The following is a 24,030-nucleotide window of genomic DNA, read 5'->3' as shown; positions in this document are numbered from 1 at the left end:
ATTTATTGCTTTTGTTCAAGCAACACTTGGTAAGCATCCACGGCGACAATATCACCAGTTCGCAGCCCCGCGAGGACTTCGACTTCACCATCGACAGGCTCAGAGACGCGCACCTGGGTGAGAACGAATTGCTCGCCTTTTTTCAGGTAGACACTGCTGAGTTCATTCATGGTGATAAGGGTCGAGGTCGGCAGTTGGATTTTTTCCCGCTCGCCATTTTTAAACAGCGCCTTAGCCCAGGTTCCGGGTTGAAGGTTGGGTTCATCCTTTGGCAGGTTAATCCGCACTTGATAACTGTGACTCACAGGATCGGCAAAGCTAAAGATAGTGAGGTCCTTGGAGGTGAGTTCACGGCCGTCACTTAAGCGCACCATAAACTCAGGCGCGTTTTTCAGTTGCTGAATATAGCGCTGTGGCACTTGGGTGATAGCGCGCATTTGGCTCGGTGAAAACCCAGATAGCAGTGGCTGACCGACACTCACGGTTTCGCCTAATTCGACTAAACGCTCGGTGACAATCCCGCTAAATGGCGCCGATACCACAGTGTATTTGAGGGATTCGCTGGCTTTAATGACCCGAGCTTTGGCGGCACTCACGGCTTGCTCGGCGGCCTTGGCATTGGCGGTCGCTTCATCCATGGCGCCTTTTGAAATCGCGCCTTGGGGAAAGAGTTCTTTATAGCGTTTGTATTGGGCCTGCGCCTCCACATTCAGAGCTGTGGCTTTGGCGAGATCGGCCTCATAGCTTGCCAGTTCCGCGCCTTGCTCTTTACTGGTGATCTCAGTAACGCCGCGCCTTCAGGCACGACATCATTAACATCGTAGTTGAGCTTAACGATTCGGCCTGAGGTTTGCGCCGAGACGGTAGCCGCTTTGACGGCCTCGATACTGGCGTCTAAGGTCACCCAATTCGCGTAAGGTTTGCTCATTACCTCGAGGGTCGCCAAGGGCGCAGCCTGGGTGGCAAAGGGGGAAAAAACGAATAATGTGAATAGAGTACGTGAGATTGCAGCCATACCAAATCATCCCAAAAATAATTCATGAGTAAATTCTAATGGAGTTGTTTTGATTAGGCAATCAATATTTATTAGAAAAATTTAATGTAATCGATTTCACTAATATAGGGAAACGGCGAATGAATCTTCCCTTACATCAATCGCCATATCATCACTCTAGTCCTTGTCCAGCTTTAAATATCAGTCGTTTAAATAATAGGTCAGCGTAGACACAATGCGAATTTGTTTTATGTAAGGCGTGCTGCTGTCACGATCGGAAATCGTAAACTGACCTTGGCTGGCACTCTTAATCTTACCCAGACGCGATTGTGAGTCCTTGGCAAACTTTTCGGCTACTTCCCGCGCATTTTGCGTTGCTTCCTGCACCATGGTCGGTTTCACATCATTGAGTGCCGTAAATAAAAACTCGGTACGGTTTTCGTAATCTTGGCTACCGATGGCAATGCCTTCTTTAACTAGGTTTATCATTTGCTTACGCGTGCTGAGCATTAAATCAATTTGTGGGGTATAGACAGAAAGATTCACCTTTGCCGAGTAACGATAGCGCACATTCGGGTCAACGTAGCCTTGAGCCTGTCTGTCTTCTATTGTCGGCAGCGAGACTGTAATTTCGCTGTCGCTAAAACCCTGTTCCTTGAGGTAGGCGACCACTCTGTCGGTTTTTTGCTGCACTGTGTCGTAGAGCTTAGGCAGGTTATTGTCGACTTCGGTGAAATTAATCGGCCAGATGGCGATATTGGCTTTCACTTCCTTTTCGGCCAGCCCTTTAACTGTGACTGTGCGCTCTAGGGCTTTCATCTCTAACAGCGCCGAGTTGGCGCTTTGTCCTACATAGACCATGCCTGCACATAAGAAACCGCCAAGCACGAGGGCGGGAAGAAGATAATTGCGTTGCATAACATACTCACTCGATGGGATTGTTGAAGCTACCTTACTGCAATTATGTGACTTTGGGGATAGACAAATAACAAAGCATTGAGCTTTATTGAAAATGCTCAGCTGCTATTCAGGATTGATACGCGGTTGTAAAAGCGGCTTATGTGTTAGCCACTTAGTTAACAGGAGGGATAGGGCTTGGCTGCCATAATTCGACTTTATTGCCATCGGGGTCGATAAACCAACCGAAACGGCCAAATTCCGAGTCTTCAATCTCCCCAACTTGTTCGCCGCCGCCCTGAGTGACTTGCTGTAGGGCCTGCTCCAGATCGTCAACGATAAAATTAAACATAAAGCTTTTGTCGGTCGGGGCAAAATAGCTAGTGTTATGGTCGAAAGGGGTCCACACATGGTAACCGGGCGTCGGTTTATCGTTGTGATAAAAGGCGGCGCCGCCCCAGTTTTCAATTGGTATTTGCAGATGGTTTTGATACCAAGTGGCTAACGCGACGGGATCAGTACTTTTAAAGAAAATACCACCAAGTCCAATGACTTTTGCCATAAGGGTGACAGTTTAAGTGGGGGATGGATTAACTTTAGGCAATAAATACGTAAGATACAAAAAAGCCGCAAAAATGCGGCTTTTTTGAGTTCGAAACAGCTTAGAACTGGTAGCTGTACTGTACTGAGTAGTACATACCGCTTGATTCAGTTACCGCGTTCACAGGGCCTGTGATTGCGCTGTTTTCGATTAGGTGAACTTCTTCACCTTTAATGTAAGCGATACCGAAGTCAACGGTGTTTTGTGGGTTGATGTGGTAGCTCATACCCGCTGTGAACCAGTTACGGTCAGAGTCTGGGAATGAAATCGAGCTGATTTCGTCCACAACGCCTTGGTCATGCATGTAACCAGCACGAACGGTGAATTGTTCGTTGATGGTGTAAGTTCCACCCACGCTGAATAACCATGAATCTTTCCATTGGTATTCTTTCAGGGCTACATCACCTACAGGCCTAGTCACGCCCACAGCGGCAATTGTTGCTGTGCCGTCTTTCGCGGTGATTTGATCAAAGTTACCCCACTGGGTGTGCTGGGCTGTGTAGTGCAGGGCAAATTTAGGGGTGATTTGATGGAAACCGGCAACTTGGAAAATATCCGCTAACGGTACATCTAAGCTATCAAAACTTGTCGTAACTGGTACTGCACCTACACTAGGAATGGTTGTCATCGAGACAGTATTGATATCGCCTTCAACATTGACGGTTGGGCTGAAACGGTAGCTGATACCGAAACGGTTATCTTTATCTAACTCAATAGTGGCACCTACGATACCACCGAAAGCCCAACCATCAGCGTCTACGTCAACCAGAGGCGTAGTGCCCATATTACGGGTTAAGCGGCCTTCGCCATAGACGGCATCCAGACCCGCGCCGATACTGAACATATCGTTGATGCGGTATGACACGCTGGCGTTGAAGTTAACGGTAGTGACTTCAGTTTCACCCAGTAGGTCATAAGGTGCTGCGGAGCCTGCTGGCAAATTCTTCGAAAGTGAGCTGGCATCGGTACCGGTACCGAAGTTAGAGAATGCGGCAAAACCCACGGCGAATTTATCGTCGATTGGGTGAATGTAGAAAATATTCGGGATAACTTTAGAGCTACCCGCATCGTCGATGCTGCCTAAATCATAAGCGCCACCGGCAAAGTTAACGTCTTTAACGTCAACAGTAATATCGGCATAGGTTAAGCCTAAAGAGATTGCGTCTTTATCAAAGAGCGCCATCGCTGCTGGGTTACGAGATAACACTGAAGCGTTATCAGCGATGACGGCGTCACCGGCAAATGCACGGCCCATACCTGTGGCTGATTGGCTGTTTAATTGGAAACCCGATGCGAAAGTTTGTGAACTCGCCAATGCAACGGCAACGGCAAGCAGTGTCTTGTTGAATGATTTCATTATTATTCTCTCATTATTTTGGTATTGGATTTTGTTCGGTCCTAGTTGCCAGAACAAGGCGCAAATCCTTTTATAATCTTCGGCATGGTAGGGATTGTGTGTAACCTCAACAAGTCCGACCAGATTTAAAATTTGTTAATTAACAGTTAATTAAAACGGGATCGTACTTTAGCATGAACGAATGGTCTGGCCAGATGCTTGGTATCTTTGGTTTTTATTGGAGAGGGAAGTTTTAATTGAGGTTAATGTTTTGTAACGAGAAGGAGGTTAATAAATTTAAACAATTTGTAAAAAGCGTACACATGTACGCTTTTTACAATTAGGGACAGAAAATTATCTGTTATAACGCGGATTTAAATTGCTCAAATTCTGCGGTAATGGCTTCGGCAGGGCGTGACATTTTACTGACGATGACACCAGCAATAATCGCAAACACAAATCCGGGTAAAATTTCGTACAGGTTGAAGATCCCACCAGACAGTTGTTTCCAAATTACCACGGTTAATGCGCCGACGATAATGGTCGCAATCGCTCCGTTACGGCTGTACTGCTTCCAGAAGAGTGATAGCAGTACGACAGGACCGAAGGCGGCACCAAAACCTGCCCAAGCATAACTGACTAGGCTTAATACACTGCTTTCAGGATTCAGGGCAATGATCCCCGCGATCACGGCAATGGCCAGCACGCCCATACGACCTACCATCATCAGCTCGCGATCGTCGGCTTGAGGGCGTAACCACTTGCGATAAAAGTCCTCGGTGATCACGCTCGAACACACTAACAACTGCGAATCAATGGTACTCATAATGGCCGACAGAATTGCGGCGATCAGTAATCCGCCAATCCAAGGGTTAAAGGCGGCTTGGGCTAAATGAATAAACACGGTTTCGGCATTGGCCAAGGGTTGATTGGCAAAATACAGTGAACCCGCTAATCCTGTGGCTAACGCGCCGATGAGAGATAACATCATCCAGCTCATGGCGATACGGCGTGACAGCGGCAGTGCATCGGCGCTGCCAATAGCCATAAAGCGCGACAAAATATGGGGTTGACCGAAATAACCCAGTCCCCATGCGAGCAGTGATAACAAGCCAATCACTGTGGTTTTGTCACTGATCAGTGCCAACATGGCTGGGTCGATAGACTCAATTCCCGCATGGCTCTCGGGGTGCGAGAACACCGCAAAGGGGATGATCAGCAGGGCTATCAACATTAAACAGCCTTGAAAGAAGTCGGTCCAACTCACGGCAAAAAAACCGCCAATAAAGGTGTAACCCACAATGATGGCTGAGCCAATCACTAAGGCAACGTTGTAATCGAGGCCGAAGACTTTTTCGAACAGAATGGCGCCGCCCACCATGCCAGAGGAAGCATAGAAGGTGAAAAACACCAGAATCGTGACCGCAGAGACGAGTTTGAGGTAACCCTGTTTATCGTGAAAGCGCTTCTCGAAGAAGTCGGGCAGGGTGAGGGCGTTATCCGCTAATTGGGTGTAAATGCGCAGGCGTTTGGCCACAAACAACCAGTTAAGCCAAGCGCCGACAACCAAGCCAATCCCAATCCATGCTTCGCCTAAGCCGCCTAAGTAAACGGCGCCAGGTAAGCCTAAGAGCAACCAGCCTGACATATCGGAGGCGCCCACGCTGAGCGCGGTCACGGCGGGGCCCATTTTACGGCCGCCTAAAATATAATCATCAACAGTATCGGTGGCACGGTAAGCCCAAAATCCTATGCCCATCATCAATACTAAATAGCCAACAAATGTGATTAAAATCGGGGTTTCAATCGTCATATTGTCTTTATCCCATTTTGTTATTATTCAAAGTGGCAAGCATGCTACCAGATGTTTGAGCAAGAACCCATTAGTAGATAAAGATGTGATCGAAATCCGACCTCCGAGCATGATAAAAGATCGGAGGTCGATAACAGAAAGGGTTTACTATTAATAGGTTAGATAAAGGTGTTCTTGATTTCGTCTTTTACAAAGCTAAGGTCTGTCTGATCTTCACCCACAAGCAAAATGTATGCATCACCGGCCTCAAAGCCCATGCCTTGATATTTACCATCGGCAAAGGTGTTATCCAGCACCATGCGTTTTTCGATGGGCACAATAAACAGAGTCACTTTACCCTTTTCAGCTTGCAGCACTAAGTGCAGACTCTTAACCCCTTGAAAATCACAGTAAGAGGTGTAATAGACCTTGCCTGGTTGCCCGGTAAATTTGGCATGCTCTAAGTGTTTCAAGGAGGCGAGCTGCGCGTTCACTTGGCTAAAGTTGACATTTTGGTCCACCTGCAAGGCTACGCCTTCATGGTAAACATGGGCTAAGGCATGCTCGGCTAAATCGACTGGACCTAAGCGCAATAAACTGAAACTGATCCCCACAATAAAGGCAATCGACGCGGCCATGGCGACTAAAAAGCCCGTTTGACGGCGCTGTTTATGGTGCTGCTGCAATTGTTGGCGCAGAATAAGTTTGTCGGCCAAGTCCTCTGGCACATCCACTTTTAACGCATGAGTGATTTTGGCATCGAGGCCCTTAAGCTCTGCGACGAACGCCTGATATTCGGCATTCTCCTGCATTTGCGCAACAAACTCGGGATCTTGATTATGAGGATCTTCATAAGCTTGACGCCTAAATTTAAGCTCATCCATTGGATTGACCTCTCACATCGGTTTTCTCAAGTAGTTCTTTCAATTGGTTCCTCGCCCGAAATAAGCGCGTCATGACAGTGTTGCGGTTTAAGTCCAAGAGCTGGGCAATTTCATCACCGCTAAAGCCACCGATTAACTGCAGCAATAGGGGCTCCCGATATTCAATATCCAGCTTAGCGATTTGTCGCCTTAACCAGTACTGCTCGGTTTGCTCTTCCGTGCTGGAGGCAATGTGATCTTCTAAGCTGTCTTGTTCGACATCGGCGTAATCAAATTGTTTGCGCTCGAATCGACGGGCATTTTCGCGCCTCAAAATCGTGATCAGCCAAGCCTTCGCCGCTTTATCATCCTGTAGGGAATCTAAAGAGCGCCATGCCCGTAAGAAGGTTTCTTGGGTGATGTCCTCTGCCACCTGCTTATCGCCGCATAACCAAAAGGCATAGCGGAAGATATCGGCGTGCAGCGCCTTGACTAGGCTGTTGTATCGTCGTTGTTTGCTCAGCATGTCAGAAGAGACCGCAGGCTCGACGGATTTCTTTCGCCAGTTAGCAAACATTTTTTCGATATTTTCTTTTTATTTTACGATTCAAAAGATTACACCTTACTTATTTGATTAAGCTGTGCGTCGATTTATCCGTCGTGTTTAGCCATTGGGATTCAACGGGCGTAATGGCGTGGATTGCTGCGCCATGGGGTGTAACTTGCCGCTTTTCACCGCGCTTAACAATGCTTTTACTGCGCTTGCCAGTTGGGCGTCGCTATTGGCTTTGCCGCCGTAGGCTAAGGCTTGCAACTGACGAATCGCCTCTGCTAACTCGCTCGACTGCGCGGCAATTTTATCGAGCGTCATAGGGCGAGCGGCCTGCTCACTATAGTATTGCTGCAATTGCTGCAAAATATCACTGACATTACCTTTAGCGCAGGCTTGCTCTAAGCCCTTAAGGCCAGTACTAAGAACGAGCGGTTGCGCTGTTACTGATGTATTGACTGTTGTTTGGCGCTTCAGCGCACGTCGCCAAGCGACAAAAGTGACGGCCCAAGCAACTAATGTCACCAGCCACAGCAGGGCGAACAGATTCGCGCTCCAATGACTTTCACTGTTCGTGCTGGTATTTGCCTGCCAGTTGGGTTCGATGGGTGTATCGACCACGGCGCCACCTTTTACTTGAATGGTGCGGGCGGGCAGGGTCGCCATTTCTTGGCGTTTAAGATGCGGATTCCACCAAGGTACTTTCACTTCGGGCAAGGTAAAAGTGCCCGCCTTACTGGGGACGATGGCCGAGGTAATGCTGTACTGTGACACTATCTGCGCGTCGCGCACAAAGCTCTGGCGCTGAGGCTTTTCGGGATAGGATTTGAGCTCAGGCGGCAGGTTTTGCGCGATATCTGGCAGGCTATTCTCATCGGCATTGGAGGCCAATAAGGTGAGCGTGCGGGTGATGGGGCTACCGACGGTAAACTCTTTTACATCCTCAGGAAAACTTTCTTTTAAGGCTACTAAATCGGCCACAAGCCATTGGCCTTGGAAGCTCGTTGGCGCAGGTTCGACTTGAATGCTTAAGGAAGGCGCGCCAGCTTGCATTGGCCGGCTCTCGTTAAAACCAAACATGCCGCCACGGCGCTGGGATTCCACTAATACATCGCCAGAAAAGGTCGCGCCTTTGATGTTCACTTGGCCGGGTAAGTCAGGAATGATGCCATAGGTGCGCTCAATCACGCGGTAACGACGGCCTTCGATGATCTCTGAGCCATCTTTGTCTTCACCGATTTGTTTAATCTGCGCGCCTTCGATAACCGGGGCATTGAGCACGCCGCGTTGCAGTTCGACCGCAAGATAAAGCTTTACTTTATAGGTAATAAGCTGGCCGACGTAGGCCTCATCCGTCGAGACTTTGGCATCGATAAACAGGTTCTTGGCTTGCTCTGGTTGTGCGCCCGCTTCGACTACCCTGAGGGGAATTTCGGCGGAGCTGACGCCATCAATGCTAAAGGATGGGATGGTCAGTTGGCCCTTTTGCTTTGGGGCAAGCAGCACTTGCCAGCGGGTTTCTTTGACCGCATCGAAGTTCATTATCTGGGTGCTGCGACTCACGCTGGTGCGACCCACGATAAAATCCTTGAGCAGGATGGAAGTATCGAGTTTACCCGTGTCGACCTCATCGTCGGCACTGACATTGAGCACAAAGTACTCTCCCTCCATCACCGGATTGCGATCGACCGACGCCTCGAGTTTGCTCAGGGCAAAGGCGGGTTGAATGACCGCGATGCAAAGCGTAAGGAGGATAAAAAATTGTCTGATCACCACTGTTCGTTATCCCTTGATATTTGGCCATTTTGGCGGCGTTTTTGATATTCGAGTTGCATCTTATTACGCAGCAACACCTGTGGATCTTCACTCACGCCCCGCAGTGCTCGCTGCATCTCCGCGGGCAAAGGCTCGCTGTTACTCGGCGGCGCTTCAACAGACTCAATTGCGGTATCTGGTTTTTTATCCGCCTGCGCCTGTTTCTCTTTATCCGCTTTTTGCGCTACGGCCTGTTGCTGTTCTTGCTCGGCGTTGGACTTATCATCCTCGACCTTTGCCTGCATTGTGGCCTCGTTGCTGGCTGGATCTTCTTTATCTTCAGCATTGTTATCGGCGCCGTTTTGCTGATTAGCTTGTTGCTCGGCCTGCTGTTGTTCCTGCTGTGCATCTTGCTGATCTTGCTTGGCGTTTTCATCACTCGCTTGCTGTTTATCTTGTGCGCCTTGCTCAGGATCATTCTGCTGTGATGAGGCGTTTTGCTCCTGAGACGGTTTTTCGTCCGCTTGATCGGGATTATTTTGCTGTTGGGACTGCTGCTCTTGAGACTGATCTTGAGCTTGGTCGTTTTGCGAGGATTGTTGGTCTCCCTGCTGCTGGTTTTGTCCCTGCATCTGATCGTTCTGGTTCTGTCCCTGTTGGTTTTGCTCGCCTTGAGACTGCTTATCTTGATTGTCAGCATTTTGCTGCGACTGCTGCTGGTTCAGCAATTTCTCTGCTAACTCAAGGTTGGCTTTGGCCTGTGGGAACTCGGGCTGCTTGTCGAGTGCGGCCTGATAACGTTCCTTGGCTTTGTCGGGTTTACCGAGTTGCATCAGCGCGTTGCCTTGGTTGTAAAGGCCATTGGCTGAGCTATCTTGCTCAAAGCTTTTTAACGCCTGTTCGTACTCGCCCGCCTTGTACTGCGCCGCGCCTTGCCATTGGGGCGTCTCGAATTTTTGAGCGGCATTAGCGTAATCCTCGGCTTGATAGGCCTGCATCGCCTGTTGCTCTTGGGTGTGCCAGAGCGAGTCCCATGCGCTGGCATGGGCGTTTTGCGGCGCAGCACTGAGCAATAGACCGCCCAATCCCATCAGCAGCCAGTTGGCGAGCATGCCTTGCCTAAAGCTCAGCAGGGCAGGGATGAGTAAGAGTAAGGCGAGGTAAGGGCCGAGATCCTGCCAGGTTTCTCCATCGAGATCCGTGGCTTTGGCATCGCCACTGTCACTCAACCAATGTTGCAACTGTGCTAAATCCTGACCATCGGCACGATTGGGGATCATGATGCCATTATGGTTATCGGCTAATTTTTGCAGTAAGCCAAAGTCGGTTTTGGCGACAACGACTTCATTGCTGCTGTCGCGCTGTAATTGGCCATCGGGTAAGCGGATGGGCGCGCCTTGGGGGCTACCAAATCCCATAATCGCGAGCCGATATTGGCTACCGGCTAAGGCCGAGTTAGCCTCATCGAATTGCCTCGGGGTGATGCCATCTGTCATCACAATAATATCGCCGCGCAGGTGTCCGCCCTGTGCCAGTAGATTTTTAGCTTGGGTTAGCGCGGCCGCTAGGTTTGAGCCCAACACGGGCATAATGTCAGGGCTTAAAGTGGGCAATAAATTAAGCAGCGTGCCCGTGTCTCGGGTGAGCGGGCTTATGGTAAAGGCATCGCCAGCGAAGGCGATAAGGCCAGTTTCGCCTTCTTTTAAGCCGCGGAGCAAATCCGTCGCTCGAAACTTGGTTTGGGTTAAACGGTTGGGCGCCAGATCGGTGGCAAACATGGAGACGGACATGTCCATTACCAACACTCGACCTTGCTCGGCGGCAAAAACCGGCAAGGTTTGCTTATTGAGCGCCGGCCCAGCTAAGGCTAAGGTGGCAATCACCCAAGTGAAAGCCAAGATATGCAGCGGTCGACGGGATTTTTGCGTGCCCTCTGTGACCAATATTTTAGCCAAATGCGGCGCAATATAGCGATTCCAAGCACTGTTACTCTGGTGTTGACGCCATAGCGCCCACAGGATGATGGCAAGTGGCAACAGGGCGAGTAACCATTCTGGACGAATAAAATGCAGGCTCATTAACGAACATCCCCCCGTGGTGTTGCTGCTGGAACAGGGTTTTTAGTCCGCGAAAACAGTGATAACTGACCTAAGGCTATCCAAATGCTGGTGAGCAGCGCGAGGGCGAGCGGCCAATAGAATAGCTCCGCTTGAGGACGATAGCTGAGTTGATCGCGACTCACGGGCTCCAGTTTGTCAATTTCTTGATAAATCTGTTCCAGCTCTTGGCTGTTGCGGGCGCGGAAATAGCGGCCATGGGTAACATCGGCAATATGCTTGAGTTGGTTTTCATCGAGATCCATCGACGGATTGACGCGCTCACGACCAAACAGGGTGCGTCTTTCCATGACATCGGCACCCACGCCCACGGTATAAATCGTCACTTTGCGATTAGCGGCGATTTGGGCCGCTTGCTCAGGATCGATATTACCGGCGTTATTTGAACCGTCAGTCAATAAAATCAAGACTCTGTTACTCTCATCCATTTTATCGAAGCGCTTGACCGCGAGCGCAATCGACTCGCCAATCGCCGTTTGTTTACCGACAAGGCCAATCTGCGCCTCCTTTAAGAACTGGGCAACAGAGCGTCTATCTTGGGTGAGTGGCGCCTGTAGATAAGCGTGATCGGCAAATAAAATCAAACCGATACGATCGCCTTTGCGACGCTCAATAAACTCACTGACCACGTGTTGGATCAGGGTAAAACGGTCGACAACTTTGCCGTTAATCACCATATCTTCAATCTGCATACTGCCGGATAAGTCCACCGCCAGCATCAGATCCCGCCCTTGGCTTGGTAGTTCAATCGGATCGCCAAGCCATTGTGGGCGGGCGATAGCAAGCACTAACAAGCTCCACATCAACCAATAGCGCTTGCGGCTTTGGCGGCTGTGGCTAGTGATATTGGCCTTGCCCGTCTGACTAATACCGGGCAATTGCAGGCGGCCACCTTCGGCTTGCACCGTTTGGCGACGCCAAAAAATAAAAGGTAAAGGCAGTAAAATCAATGCCAAAGGCCATGCGACTGTTAACATTGCTCCTCCGCAGGCTTAGCTGGAGCCGGTGTTACTGCTGCCGACGAAGATGAGGACTGGCTCGATAAAGTGTGCATTATCGGTGCGCTTAATTTGGCTTTTGAGGCAAACCAACTGCGGGCGAGGGCCTGTAACTCAATGGCCTCTTCGGCGCTCAGTGGTTTAGCCTGGTGGCGTTTATCCAATAATGGCCCAATGCGGCCGCGCTGCTTTGCGGGCAAATGGCTATCTAACCAGTTTGCCCACGCGGGGCCATCGAGTTTCGCTATCACTTCCCTTGGCAAATAACTTAAGGCGGTGCGCTTTAATAGCTGATTCACCTCAGAGGGATACTGGGCCGAATGAGGATCAAGTGCTGCAAATAAACCTTGGGCGGCTTTTTTAGGCGCTAAGTAGGCGGCACGTTTTTTGAGCCAAAGAATTGCGGCAATCAACAAAACTAACAGGATAGCGAGTGCTAACCAATAACCTATGGCCCATGGCCAAGCCCCAATCGGGTCGGGGAGAATAATATCTTGTAAATCCGCCAAAGCGGGATTTGGCGTGGCAGCCTTATCCAAGGCTGGATTTAGAGTTTGTGGGTTCACGCTTAGGACTCACTTATGCTTTATGTTGCACTGTCTACTATTACTCACTTATTTGCCGTGCTGTTATTGCAGTAAGGCTAGCTGCTGCGCGAGGGGTAAACCCGCGTCGATAAATTGGGTACGCACCTTCAGCTTTTGCATCATGGCGATAAAGTCATTTTGCTGCTGTTGTTGCTGCCCAAGCCATGCTTGATAACTGTCGCGAGTCAGCACTAAATCTTGGTCCCCTTCGCGAACTGGCAAACTAAACTGCTTGGGTAAGTTGAGGCTGCCCTGCCTGAGAGGGTCGGTCACCAGATAAGCGCCAATATCACAATGGCGCTTCAGTTCTGTCAGCGGCGCGATACATTGCGGCGTAAAATGGCTGCCATCTGTGATGATCCAAATCAATGAGCCCGGTTTCGCGATCCGCTGCAAGCGCTGGCAGGCGCGCAGGATATGGTCTGGATCCCGTGGATGACTGCCGAGCTGATTGAGTTGTTGCTCGTGCACTCGGCGCAGGCCTGAAATGAGCTGTAAAATCCCTTGGCGGCGACTGCGGGGTTTTAACTCTAGATGCTCCGACTCGCAGGCGATTAAGGCGCCGAGTCTGTCACCATGATTGATTGCATTCCAACCTAACGTGGTCGCTAAATGCCCCGCTTGTACCGATTGCAGCAACAAACTCGAGCCAAAATACAGGCTCTGGCTTAAATCGAGCAACAGCAGAATAGGGCGCTCGCGCTCCTCAATAAATAGCTTAGTGTGGGTTTGCCCAGTGCGGGCGGTCACGCGCCAATCAATAGTGCGTACATCGTCGCCCTGTTGATAATGGCGCACTTCGGCAAATTCCATCCCGCGGCCTTTGATTAAACTGCTGCGATGCCCCGCCATATTGGCACGTGCCCGGCTGTGGCGCTCAGGAATAGCCCGCGCAATCGTCTGGCAGGCGAGCAGTTCTTTCTCGGTTAAATGCAGCCCGTCGGCAAATAATGGCAAGCCATGTGGATTGCCATCACCGTGTAGAGATGCGTTTAGCACACTGTTATTCATTCAAAGCTACTCATACAAAGCGATTCAGTTACCTAGGATTTATCAGCCGCGTATCCAGACTATGTTCTGAGATTAAGGGACTGCGACCTGAGTCAAAATATGGTTGATCACTTGGTCGCGGCTGACACCCTCGGCCTGCGCTTGATAACTCAGCAGCAGTCTGTGTCTTAACACATTGGGCGCAACGGCTTGAATATCCTCGGGAGAGACAAAATCGCGCTCGTGTAACCAGGCTCTGGCACGGGCGCAGCGCTCAAGCGAAATGGTCGCGCGAGGGCTCACACCGTACTCTAACCATTTTGCCAGCTCGTCGCTGTAACGCGCGGGTTGGCGGGTCGCCATAATGATTTCGACTATGTATTTCTCTAGCGGTTCGGCGAGATAGATTTCCATCGCTTCATCTCGGGCGGCAAAAATATCGGCCTGGGCAATGGGTTCCGCAGTCGGCAACTCATGGGTGAGTGCTTCTTGGCGGGATTGGCGCAGAATTTCGATTTCAGTGTCACCGCTTGGATAATCTAAATTCAGGTGCATTAAAAAGCGGTCGAGCTGGGCTTCGGGCAGCGGATAAGTGCCTTCGTTTTCTAAGGGGTTTTGAGTTGCCATTACGAGGAAGAGTGGCGGCAACTTATAACTGTTTTTACCTACGGTCACTTGACCTTCGGCCATGGCCTCTAATAACGCAGACTGCACCTTAGCTGGAGCGCGGTTGATTTCATCGGCGAGGATCAGGTTGTGGAAAATCGGGCCCGCTTCAAATTCAAAGGTACCAGTTTGTGAGCGATAGATATCCGTACCCGTAAGGTCGGCTGGCAGTAGGTCAGGGGTAAATTGGATCCGGTGGAAATCCCCTTCAACACCATCGCAGAGGGCTTTAACCGCACGGGTTTTAGCAAGACCTGGTGGGCCTTCTACTAATAAATGGCCATTGGCAATGAGGGCAATGAGCAGGTTTTCGGTCAAAACTGGCTGCCCTAAAACAACCTTATTTAGGTAAGTGCGTAATGCGTGGAAGCGACTCAAAGGCATGATGCTACTCGTTTTTTAGGTTGAAAATATCGATTGAAAATACGTGTGTGGGCTATAGACAACGAATATGGTAAAGAATTCCCTAAGGGTTTGGCTAGTGTTAAAAAAACAAACAGGTGTTTAAAACTTGCTGACAAGAAGTTAGAATCAGATCACACTTTAATGGTCAGACCTGTTATTAGGCTTTTTTGGTGCCAAACAGCAGGGCAAACATGGAAATCGATAGCGCCGCCTGAAATCTCTCAGCGATAGCGCACATAAAGAGGGTGACAAATGAGTGATAGACAACAGGTAACTAACGCAAAGGGTGAGCGTATCGCCATTGTGGCGGGCTTAAGAACGCCATTTGCGAAACAGGCGACCGCATTCCACGGTGTGTCGGCGCTCGATATGGGCAAAATGGTGGTTAACGAGCTGCTGGCCCGTAGCGAACTGGATCCTAAGTTGATTGAGCAATTGGTGTATGGTCAGGTGGTACAAATGCCTGCGGCACCGAACATTGCCCGTGAAATTGTGTTAGGAACGGGCATGGATGTGTCAACCGATGCCTACAGCGTGACCCGTGCTTGTGCGACCAGTTTCCAATCTGCGGTGAATGTGGCCGAGTCAATCATGACCGGCAATATCGAGATTGGTATTGCCGGCGGCGCCGACTCCTCATCGGTATTGCCTATTGGGGTATCTAAAAAACTTGCCCATGCCTTAGTCGATCTGAATAAAGCCCGCAGCTTTGGCCAAAAGTTACAAATTTTCCGCCGTTTAGGCATTAAAGATTTACTGCCTGTGCCGCCTGCCGTTGCTGAGTATTCTACCGGATTGTCTATGGGACAAACCGCAGAGCAAATGGCCAAGACCTATAATATCAGCCGCGCCGACCAAGATGCGTTGGCGCACCGCTCCCACACGCTGGCGAGTGAAACCTGGGCTTCAGGTCATCTACGTGACGAAGTGATGGTGGCCCATGTTCCCCCTTACAAACAGTTTATCGAGCGCGATAATAACATTCGTGAAAACTCCGATTTAAGCTCTTACGCTAAACTGCGTCCCGCTTTCGATAAAAAGCATGGCAGCGTGACGGCCGCAAACAGTACGCCGCTGACCGATGGTGCCTCGGCGATCATTTTGATGAGCGAAGGTCGTGCTAAAGCCTTAGGTTATCAACCTATTGGTTACATTAAGAGCTACGCATTTACCGCGATTGATGTCTGGCAAGACATGCTGATGGGGCCATCCTATGCAACGCCATTGGCATTAAAGCGCGCCGGCATGGAATTAGAAGATTTAACTCTTATCGAAATGCATGAAGCTTTCGCGGCACAAACCTTAGCCAACATGCAGATGTTTGCCTCCAAAAAATTTGCCGAAGAAAAATTAGGGCGTAATCGTGCTATTGGTGAAATCGATATGAGCAAATTTAATGTGCTTGGTGGTTCTTTAGCTTACGGCCATCCATTTGCGGCCACAGGCACACGTTTAATCACTCAGGTTTGCCGTGAGCTTAAACGTCGGGGCGGCGGAACGGGTCTGGCAACGGCCTGTGCTGCGGGTGGTTTAGGGGCTGCAATGATTGTGGAAGTGGAGTAATGGCGATGGAAAAGACATTTAATTTAACCCGCCGTGAAGACGGTATCGCCATTCTAACAATGGACGTACCCGGCGAAACCATGAATACCCTCAAGGCTGAATTTGGCCCTGAGATCAGTGAGATCCTGTCTGAGATAAAACGCGATAGCAGTATCCGTGGCCTAGTGCTGATTTCGGGTAAAAAAGACTCCTTCGTCGCTGGGGCGGATATCTCTATGCTCGATGCTTGCCAAACGGCGGGCGATGCGAAAGCCTTATCCCAGCAAGGGCATGTGGTGTTTAACGAGCTAGAAGCCTTGAATATCCCTGTGGTTGCCGCGATACATGGCGCCTGTTTGGGGGGCGGTTTAGAGCTTGCGCTCGCCTGTCATCAACGTGTGTGTAGTGATGATGGCAAGACCATGCTGGGCGTCCCCGAAGTGCAACTCGGTTTATTACCCGGTGGCGGCGGTACTCAGCGTTTGCCTCGTTTAGTGGGGATCACTACTGCACTGGATATGATGTTGACGGGTAAACAAATTCGTCCGAAACAAGCGTTAAAGATGGGTTTAGTTAACGACGTAGTACCACAGACTATTTTACTGCAAACCGCAGTGGAGATGGCGCTTGCGGGTAAGCGTACGGCGAAACCAGTTAAAAAATCGCTGGTCAATCAATTACTCGAAGGCACAGGATTCGGTCGTAACATTATTTTCGATCAAGCCGCCAAGCAAGTCGCTAAGAAAACCCAAGGCAACTATCCTGCGCCGGCCAAAATTATTGATTGTGTGCGCCAAGGTATGGCTAAGGGAATGCAGAAAGGGCTTGAGGTGGAAGCCAGCCATTTTGCAGAGCTGGTGGTGTCGAAAGAATCAGAGGCGCTGCGCAGTATTTTCTTTGCCACGACAGAGATGAAGAAAGAAACAGGCGCCGAAGGGGCGACACCACGTAAAGTCAAAAAAGCCGTGATCTTAGGTGGCGGTTTGATGGGAGGTGGTATTGCTTCGGTCACGACGACTAAGGCTAAAATTCCTGCACGGGTAAAAGACATTAACGAAAAGGGCTTAAGCAATGCGCTTTCTTACGCCTATAAGTTATTGGATAAAGGCGTTAAACGTCGTCATATGACGCCAGCCGTTCGCGACAATTTAATGGCACTGATGACAACGACGACCGAGTATAAAGGCGTTAAGGACGCTGATATTGTTGTTGAAGCCGTATTTGAGGATTTAGCGCTCAAACATCAGATGGTTAAAGATATTGAGCGTGAATGCGGTGAGCACACGATTTTTGCATCTAACACCTCATCTTTACCCATTGGTCAAATTGCACAAGCGGCCAGCCGTCCTGAAAATGTGATTGGCTTACATTATTTCTCACCCGTAGAAAAAATGCCGCTGGTGGAGGTCATTGCCCATGCGAAAACGTCTCCTGAGACGATTGCCACCACAGTGGCGTTTGCTCGCAAACAGGGTAAAACGCCAATCGTGGTACAAGACGGTGCGGGTTTTTATGTTAACCGTATCCTTGCGCTTTACATGAACGAAGCTGCGCAATTACTGCTGGAAGGGCAGAGTATTGAGCACTTAGACAAAGCCTTAGTGAAGTTCGGTTTCCCCGTTGGCCCTATCACTCTGCTCGATGAAGTGGGTATTGATGTCGGTGCTAAAATCGCTCCAATCCTTGAAAAAGAACTGGGTGAGCGCTTTAAAGCGCCTGCTGCCTTCGATAAGTTACTGAGCGATGATAGAAAAGGCCGTAAAAATGGCAAAGGTTTCTATCAATATGCAGCTGGCAATAAAGCGTCGAGCAAGAAGAAAGCCGTAGATGAAAGTGTATATGGCGTATTAGGTATAAAACCGGGTCTCGATAAAGAAATGAGCGCGGTAGCGGAACGTTGTGTCGTGCAAATGCTCAATGAAGCGGTACGTTGTTTAGATGACAGCATTATTGCTTCACCGCGCGATGGTGATATTGGCGCTATCTTCGGTATTGGTTTCCCACCATTCTTGGGTGGCCCATTCCACTATATCGATACTCTAGGGGCCGATAATTTAGTGAGCATACTGGAACGTTATCAGGCTCAATACGGCGACCGATTTGAGCCATGTCCACGTCTTAAGGCGATGGCGGCAGAAAAGACTCGTTTCTTCTAGGTACATAAATAGGTATTGGTTAAAAAAGCGGCAATTCGATGCCGCTTTTTTATTGCCTCTTGGCTAAATTTTGCCTAAAAAATGTTCACATTTGTCAGATGGATCTTGTATTATGGCGTGCCTATTTACGGCAGTTGTGCCGTGACGCCGTGTATGTAGATGTTGATTAGTGCAGATAAGTAGTCTTGCTTAGAGTTTATTTGTATTGAGAACTGCTATTTTTTGATTTGCACTATCGTGAGTTAGCCGATAAAGAGGTTGCTGTGGGATTCATGTTTTATATCGTTGTCGCCTTGTCTGTGAGTTGTTCCTGGTGTTTTGGTGTTGCGGCTTTTAGAGCAGGACTATCGGTAAGCTATTGGGCTGTAATGGGATTTATACTTGGTCCCTTAGCGTTTCCACTGTTTTCTTCCCATAAACGTATTGCGTTAAGCAGAATGCGCCAGACTTCTGACGTTAGACTAACCGCTTAATGTATATGGTTTTTCGTAAATGCGGCCAATAAAAAAGGAGCATTAAGCTCCTTTTTTATTGGCCTAGGCCGCGCGCTAGCAAAATGGCTCTAGGCTCTGTAAACGGCATATTTCCGCTTAAAGTGGAATTAATTCCACCAACCTTTGGCTGGGATCACTTCTAGGTGGTTTAAGCCTTCTGGTAATTTCACTTTTTTACGAACAGGCTTTGCGAAACCAAGTGCTTTTTTGAGTGAGTTAATCATGATCAGCTCCTTGTCTCTAAAATTTATTAAACCGATTAAGCCAAAGTGGTTTCTGAGAAGCGTACGTTTGGCACAGAAGCCACTTCTACAGGCTTAAAGCGTACGTTTGGCACAGAAGCCACTTCCACAGGCTTAAAGCGCACGTTTGGCACAGAAGCCACTTCCACAGGCTTAAAGCGCACGTTTGGCACAGAAGCCATTTCTACAGGCTTAAAGCGCACGTTTGGCACAGAAGCCACTTCTACAGGCTTAAAGCGCACGTTTGGTACAGAAGCCACTTCTACAGGCTTAAAGCGCACGTTTGGTACAGAAGCCACTTCTACAGGCTTAAAGCGCACGTTTGGCACAGAAGCCACTTCTACAGGCTTAAAGCGTACGTTTGGCACAGAAGCCACTTCTACAGGCTTAAATCGTACGTTTGGTACAGAAGCCACTTCTACAGGCTTAAAGCGCACGTTTGGTACAGAAGCCACTTCTACAGGGTTAAAGCGGACATTAGGAACTGCCGCGGTTTCAACTTGAGGGGTATGTGCCGTAAAGCCAATGGTAGACAGTAATGCTGCAGCAGTTAGAATTCCTTTCATCATTTTATCTCTCAGGGTAGTTGATAATGTTTTATTTTTTGACACTGAACACCTCATTGCAGATGTTGTGCCAATGTTTCAAACTACTGATTGAGAGATAATGTAATGATCAGATAATGTTGTGGTGGGGCATGAATTTACTCCGATCATCTTGCAGCAACTGAGTAAATTCGGTTTCATTTATCGCTTTGCTAAAGATATAACCTTGTATTTCTTCGCAATTAAGGGCTCGTAGGATATTTAGCTGCGCGGTTTGCTCAACACCTTCACCGACAACCGACAGACCCATATTGTGAGCGATGGTAATGATCGAATCGACCATCTTCAAATCTCGGTCCGATTTATCAATATCATCGACAAAGGCTTTATCGATTTTTAGCGTATGAATTGGGAATCGTTTTAAGTAAGACAGTGAGGAATAACCCGTACCGAAGTCATCTAACGCTAGACTAACCCCCATCTTCGCTAATTGCTGCATAACGGTTATGGCCATTTCTGGCTGCTTAATAACCGTCCCCTCGGTGATTTCAAGTTCCAAGTGGGAGGCAGGTAATTGTGTCAAGCGTAAAATAGATTCTATTCTTTGTTGTAGGTCGGGTAGGGCAAACTGACGTGACGATAAATTGACGGCGACTCTTCCTTTAAAGAGCCCTTGTTCACGCCATTTCTGCGCTGCAAAACAGGCTTTCCTCAGCACAATTTCACCGATTTCGATAATGAGACCATTTTCTTCTGCAAGGGGAATAAAATCATTTGGTGGGACCAGTCCCCGGGTGGGATGATTTAAACGGACTAAGGCCTCCATTCCCGCGACGTGACCACTTTTAAGATCGACTTTGGGTTGATAATACACCTCAAATAAATCTTCTTTTAATCCTTCACGAATTAGGTTTTCAATTTCTAATTGTTTAATCGCATGTTGGTTAAGGGATTCTGAGTAGAATTGGTAACAATTACCGCCAGCAGATTTAGCATGGTACATAGCAATATCTGCTTTTCTCAGAAGTGCTTGTTCACTCTGTTCATCTTCAGGGTAGAAAACAATACCAATACTCACGCCCAAAACCAGCTGCTCATGGCCGATTTCAAACATAGTTTTAAAGGCTTCAATGACACGTCCTGCAATCGCTGCACAGGCGCTAATGTCAGATGTTTTATCGAGGACAATCGCAAACTCATCGCCGCCTAAGCGATAGATGCTGGTATTTTTAGGAACAACAGACTTAATTCTGACGGACACGAGTTTGAGTAACTGATCACCAATTTGATGGCCTAATGAGTCATTGATACGCTTAAAATTGTCGAGGTCGAGTACCATTAAGGCATGGGTAATTTCTTTATTAACTAAGTTTCCTAATGTGACTTGCAAGTTTGATCGATTGGGCAGACCCGTTAATAGGTCATTGTTGGTGAGTTTACGAAGCTCTTCTTCTTGTTGTTTACGTCTTGATATATCAGAAAATACCCCAACGTAATGCGATAATTCACCTAATTCATCGTAAATGGCGTCAATTGTGAGTTCCATATGGAAATGGCTTTTGTCACCACGGCTAGCTTCAACTTCGCTGGCCCAACGACCTTGTTGTTTTAGCATGGTACGAATTTGATTAGTAAAGGACTCCGGATACAAATCGAAGGTAAGCAGATTACCGATAAAATCAGTTCGATTACGCTGAGAAATTCTACAACACGCTTCGTTCACCTCAACAAATCGATATTCACTGTCGAGAATAAACATACCTTCGGAAATATTTTCAATGGCTTTTTCGAACAGTTTTAATTGTTCTTCCTTTTGCTTGAACTGGCTGATGTTTTTAATTGTCCCCGTCATTCGTAGCGCATTGTCTTTATCGTCTCTTTCTACGATTTTCGCTCGGTCTAGGATCCAGATCCAACTATCATCTTTGCCTTTAACTCTATATGCTGCTTCAAAATGATCGGTTTCACCGTAGAAGTGTTTATTGAGTGCTTCTCTTACACGTTCTTGATCCATGGGGTGAATATTACTTTCTTCATCACTGTTGCCAGAACGGTGACCATCCCTCGGGAATTCCAATGCCCCCCAAATATTCGAACGGAAAATATTGCCGGTCTCAATATCCCAGTCCCACATTTCATCGCCACTTCCCCATAAAGAAAGCTTTAGACGTTCTTCACTTAATGCAATTTGGCGTTGGATTTCTCGTTTTCTTAAAACGGCCCTAAAAATGAAGAAAACAATTAATACTGTAAGAGAAATGTATACTGTTTTTGCTATGCTAGAAAGCCACCAGGGTGGGGTTATATGTATTCGAATAGATGTTGTTGGCCCTTTCTCCTTTGTGACTGGATTTTCACCATACACATTAAATACATATTCACCATGTGAAAGATTAGTGTATGTTGCAGAATTAACTCCTGTTGTCGCAGGCATCCAAGAGTCACTGAGACCTTTTAAGTTATAATAATATTCAATGTTTTTGTTGCTTGATTTTGGAGAGTTGAACTTTATTGTAAATGGGTAGTCTGAATATTTTAACTCTATTCTATCTAGTTTTGATATGCTTTTTGTTAATATTTTACCATCAATATTTACTGGCTTGTTGAATACTAATAATTCACTGATTTTTGACTCGATTGGGTTTCCCTTAAGGTAAGATAATAATTCATCTTTATTTATGGCGCTTACTCCTGAAATGCCACCAAAATAAAATATACCATCACTAAATAATCCACTTTGATTATTGTATTCGTCTTGGCTTCCATCTGCCGTCGATAATGTATAAAATATATTGTTGTATCTTATAATTAATTCACTAATAGATGATGCAATAAAATCGTTACCATCTGTCGCAATGGAGTATATAGGCTTATTTGAACTAAAAATTAAACGTGTTTCTAAATTGCTCTTCTTCGTGGAAAAAATAGCTGTTCTTGTGCCAAAAATATATTCATTTTTCGTCTCTGAAATACAATAAACAAAGTCTTCGTTAAATATATTTTTCTCTATGCCATCGTTGTCGATTAAGAGCAGGCCACCTTGTGTAGCTAGTAATAACCCATTGGAGTCATTTTTTAATGCTTGGAATACAGGGTGTTTGTTTTTTAATGTGTATTTTGTATAACTGTCAGTTTCTGGTAATGTAAATGTAAAGATTTCAGCATTGTCAGTCACTGCAATCAACTTGTCTGAGTTCTTTGTTTTTAACAATGTAGTTATGTTTGAATTAATTAATTTAGTCGTTATATCGCTGTCAAATTTGAATAGTCCATTATACCCACCATATATAATGGAACTATTTGTAGATGTAATATATTTAGGCCCATTGGTATTTGTTTTGATAACTTTATCTAAGTTAAACTTGTTGTCGTATATTTTTATTTCTGAACTATCATCAGATATGGCTAATCCGTTGTTATCTAAAGTTGAAATAGACCATATATTACCATGGGGTTCTACTAAAGATTTTACAAGGTTTCTATTGTCTCTTACTAGGGTGAATCCCATGCCTAATGAAGGGATTAGTATGTAATTGTTTGTTCGGTATGTTTTTCTAATGGCGGAAGTAATATTTTCCGGTGTAAACCCAATAGTTTCGACATCAAGGGTTTTAGAGTTTGTTCTTAACAGTTGGTTGTGACTAATTGAGGTGAGTTCATCTTTGAGTTGTTTTGTTAATGGTACTTTCTTTGAGATTACTCGATATTGGCCATTAGGTGAAAGCTCTAGTATTCCAATCGGAGATATTTCAATATCGGTGGAGTTTTTAGATAAAACATCTGATTTATTGTTTTTATCAGTGAAAAATATTTTTCCATCATGATTTCTTACTATGTAACCATCAGTTGTTTTTATAGCCTTCTTCACAAAATTAAATGTGTCATTTTTATATTGTTTCTCTATCTTTAGGCTTTTTTTATCTAGTTCGATTAATGTGTCTTTAGTGCTAATTGTATAAACATCGCCATTATCATTTATTGACCAAATTGCTTCATTAATGTCTGGATATTTTTCAAAGGTCTCTAAGTCCGAGTTGTATATGTTCAGACCATTATCAGTACCGACAAATAATGTTCCATTATCGAATAGCAAACTTTGAATAAATGAGCTGGATAAACCAGAGTGGTCATTTGTAAAAAAGTGCTTAAATTCTTCTCCATCGAATCGGTTTAATCCGTTTAATGTTCCTATCCATATGTAGCCATCGGTGTCTTCTACTACAGATGTGATGGTACTTTGTGACAAGCCTTCGGGAACACCATAGGATTCAGTTTTCAGTGCAATAGGAAGTTCTTGTGCTTGCACACAAGAGAAGAATGCAAGCGTAAGCAAGAGGAAAATTTGTAGTAGTGCTTTTGGCATAGTGCTGTTCTTAGTATTGTCCGAGGATGCCATGAAACAATTGTGTTACATCACTTTTCCAGAAATACTTGCTTTTGTCAAAAGTGAGAATGTAAAAAATCCTTTTGATTGCAGATAGATGGCGTTGGATTTTGCAT

General features: G+C 47.0%; 16 protein-coding genes and 1 pseudogene. 2 read left to right on the top strand and 15 right to left on the bottom strand.

What is annotated here, in order from left to right:
- Positions 1-2 precede the first annotated feature (2 nt).
- The 13 genes and pseudogenes from ACUZ8J_RS13865 to ACUZ8J_RS13805 all read right to left on the bottom strand — a co-directional run bounded on the left by ACUZ8J_RS13865 (position 3) and on the right by ACUZ8J_RS13805 (position 14,530).
- A pseudogene (locus ACUZ8J_RS13865) lies at positions 3-1,015 on the bottom strand (efflux RND transporter periplasmic adaptor subunit).
- A 180-nt stretch (positions 1,016-1,195) separates the two neighbouring features.
- The gene (locus ACUZ8J_RS13860; protein WP_446694162.1) at positions 1,196-1,912 is read right to left on the bottom strand and encodes an SIMPL domain-containing protein; all 717 of its coding nucleotides are present in this window, start codon (positions 1,910-1,912) and stop codon (positions 1,196-1,198) included.
- 154 nt (positions 1,913-2,066) lie between these two features.
- On the bottom strand, positions 2,067-2,453 hold the full coding sequence (locus ACUZ8J_RS13855) for a VOC family protein (protein WP_446694161.1): 387 nt from the start codon (positions 2,451-2,453) through the stop codon (positions 2,067-2,069).
- A 100-nt stretch (positions 2,454-2,553) separates the two neighbouring features.
- Positions 2,554-3,849, bottom strand: a complete 1,296-nt coding sequence (locus tag ACUZ8J_RS13850; RefSeq protein ID WP_446694160.1) for an OmpP1/FadL family transporter — start codon at positions 3,847-3,849, stop codon at positions 2,554-2,556.
- 340 nt (positions 3,850-4,189) lie between these two features.
- Positions 4,190-5,641 (bottom strand): sodium/proline symporter PutP, encoded by a 1,452-nt coding sequence (gene putP / locus ACUZ8J_RS13845; protein ID WP_126512905.1) that lies wholly within the window; start codon positions 5,639-5,641, stop codon positions 4,190-4,192.
- Positions 5,642-5,799: 158 nt separating this feature from the next.
- Complete coding sequence (locus ACUZ8J_RS13840) at positions 5,800-6,504, bottom strand: DUF3379 domain-containing protein (RefSeq protein ID WP_248969020.1); 705 nt, start codon at positions 6,502-6,504, stop codon at positions 5,800-5,802.
- Entirely contained in the window at positions 6,497-7,060 is a 564-nt protein-coding gene (locus ACUZ8J_RS13835; protein WP_088212196.1) for a sigma-70 family RNA polymerase sigma factor, read from the bottom strand. Before ACUZ8J_RS13835 ends, ACUZ8J_RS13840 begins: the two co-directional genes overlap by 8 nt.
- 87 nt (positions 7,061-7,147) lie before the next feature.
- Positions 7,148-8,809: a BatD family protein gene (locus ACUZ8J_RS13830; protein WP_446694159.1), complete on the bottom strand. Its 1,662-nt coding sequence runs from the start codon at positions 8,807-8,809 to the stop codon at positions 7,148-7,150.
- Positions 8,803-10,866, bottom strand: a complete 2,064-nt coding sequence (locus ACUZ8J_RS13825; protein ID WP_446694158.1) for a vWA domain-containing protein — start codon at positions 10,864-10,866, stop codon at positions 8,803-8,805. Before ACUZ8J_RS13825 ends, ACUZ8J_RS13830 begins: the two co-directional genes overlap by 7 nt.
- On the bottom strand, positions 10,866-11,882 hold the full coding sequence (locus ACUZ8J_RS13820; RefSeq protein ID WP_446694157.1) for a vWA domain-containing protein: 1,017 nt from the start codon (positions 11,880-11,882) through the stop codon (positions 10,866-10,868). The genes ACUZ8J_RS13825 and ACUZ8J_RS13820 overlap by 1 nt, the downstream gene beginning before the upstream one ends.
- Positions 11,876-12,469 (bottom strand): DUF4381 domain-containing protein, encoded by a 594-nt coding sequence (locus ACUZ8J_RS13815; protein WP_446694156.1) that lies wholly within the window; start codon positions 12,467-12,469, stop codon positions 11,876-11,878. Before ACUZ8J_RS13815 ends, ACUZ8J_RS13820 begins: the two co-directional genes overlap by 7 nt.
- Before the next feature lie 63 nt (positions 12,470-12,532).
- Positions 12,533-13,501 (bottom strand): DUF58 domain-containing protein, encoded by a 969-nt coding sequence (locus tag ACUZ8J_RS13810; RefSeq protein ID WP_446694155.1) that lies wholly within the window; start codon positions 13,499-13,501, stop codon positions 12,533-12,535.
- A 72-nt stretch (positions 13,502-13,573) separates the two neighbouring features.
- Entirely contained in the window at positions 13,574-14,530 is a 957-nt protein-coding gene (locus tag ACUZ8J_RS13805; RefSeq protein WP_011622189.1) for an AAA family ATPase, read from the bottom strand.
- Between the two features lie 273 nt (positions 14,531-14,803).
- Between ACUZ8J_RS13805 and fadI the strand changes: the two genes are divergently transcribed.
- Positions 14,804-16,114, top strand: coding sequence for an acetyl-CoA C-acyltransferase FadI (fadI, locus tag ACUZ8J_RS13800; protein ID WP_011622190.1), 1,311 nt, complete (start codon positions 14,804-14,806; stop codon positions 16,112-16,114).
- 5 nt (positions 16,115-16,119) lie between these two features.
- Entirely contained in the window at positions 16,120-18,249 is a 2,130-nt protein-coding gene (fadJ, locus tag ACUZ8J_RS13795) for a fatty acid oxidation complex subunit alpha FadJ (protein WP_446694154.1), read from the top strand.
- A gap of 753 nt (positions 18,250-19,002) precedes the next feature.
- Here the strand turns inward: fadJ and ACUZ8J_RS13790 are convergent.
- On the bottom strand, positions 19,003-19,554 hold the full coding sequence (locus tag ACUZ8J_RS13790) for a hypothetical protein (RefSeq protein WP_446694153.1): 552 nt from the start codon (positions 19,552-19,554) through the stop codon (positions 19,003-19,005).
- Positions 19,555-19,660: 106 nt separating this feature from the next.
- Positions 19,661-23,893: an EAL domain-containing protein gene (locus tag ACUZ8J_RS13785; protein ID WP_446694152.1), complete on the bottom strand. Its 4,233-nt coding sequence runs from the start codon at positions 23,891-23,893 to the stop codon at positions 19,661-19,663.
- Between the last annotated feature and the right edge of the window lie 137 nt (positions 23,894-24,030).

Source organism: Shewanella sp. Koi 1 (assembly GCF_052907445.1).
This window is presented reverse-complemented; position numbering and strand designations above follow the sequence as displayed.

Coding starts and splice junctions, on each gene's coding strand:
- ACUZ8J_RS13860 (WP_446694162.1), bottom strand. CDS start 1,912: ATGCAACGCAATTATCTTCTTCCCGCCCTCGTGCTTGGCGGTTTCTTA.
- ACUZ8J_RS13855 (WP_446694161.1), bottom strand. CDS start 2,453: ATGGCAAAAGTCATTGGACTTGGTGGTATTTTCTTTAAAAGTACTGAT.
- ACUZ8J_RS13850 (WP_446694160.1), bottom strand. CDS start 3,849: ATGAAATCATTCAACAAGACACTGCTTGCCGTTGCCGTTGCATTGGCG.
- putP (WP_126512905.1), bottom strand. CDS start 5,641: ATGACGATTGAAACCCCGATTTTAATCACATTTGTTGGCTATTTAGTA.
- ACUZ8J_RS13840 (WP_248969020.1), bottom strand. CDS start 6,504: ATGGATGAGCTTAAATTTAGGCGTCAAGCTTATGAAGATCCTCATAAT.
- ACUZ8J_RS13835 (WP_088212196.1), bottom strand. CDS start 7,060: ATGTTTGCTAACTGGCGAAAGAAATCCGTCGAGCCTGCGGTCTCTTCT.
- ACUZ8J_RS13825 (WP_446694158.1), bottom strand. CDS start 10,866: ATGAGCCTGCATTTTATTCGTCCAGAATGGTTACTCGCCCTGTTGCCA.
- ACUZ8J_RS13820 (WP_446694157.1), bottom strand. CDS start 11,882: ATGTTAACAGTCGCATGGCCTTTGGCATTGATTTTACTGCCTTTACCT.
- ACUZ8J_RS13810 (WP_446694155.1), bottom strand. CDS start 13,501: ATGAATAACAGTGTGCTAAACGCATCTCTACACGGTGATGGCAATCCA.
- ACUZ8J_RS13805 (WP_011622189.1), bottom strand. CDS start 14,530: ATGCCTTTGAGTCGCTTCCACGCATTACGCACTTACCTAAATAAGGTT.
- fadI (WP_011622190.1), top strand. CDS start 14,804: ATGAGTGATAGACAACAGGTAACTAACGCAAAGGGTGAGCGTATCGCC.
- fadJ (WP_446694154.1), top strand. CDS start 16,120: ATGGAAAAGACATTTAATTTAACCCGCCGTGAAGACGGTATCGCCATT.
- ACUZ8J_RS13790 (WP_446694153.1), bottom strand. CDS start 19,554: ATGATGAAAGGAATTCTAACTGCTGCAGCATTACTGTCTACCATTGGC.
- ACUZ8J_RS13785 (WP_446694152.1), bottom strand. CDS start 23,893: ATGCCAAAAGCACTACTACAAATTTTCCTCTTGCTTACGCTTGCATTC.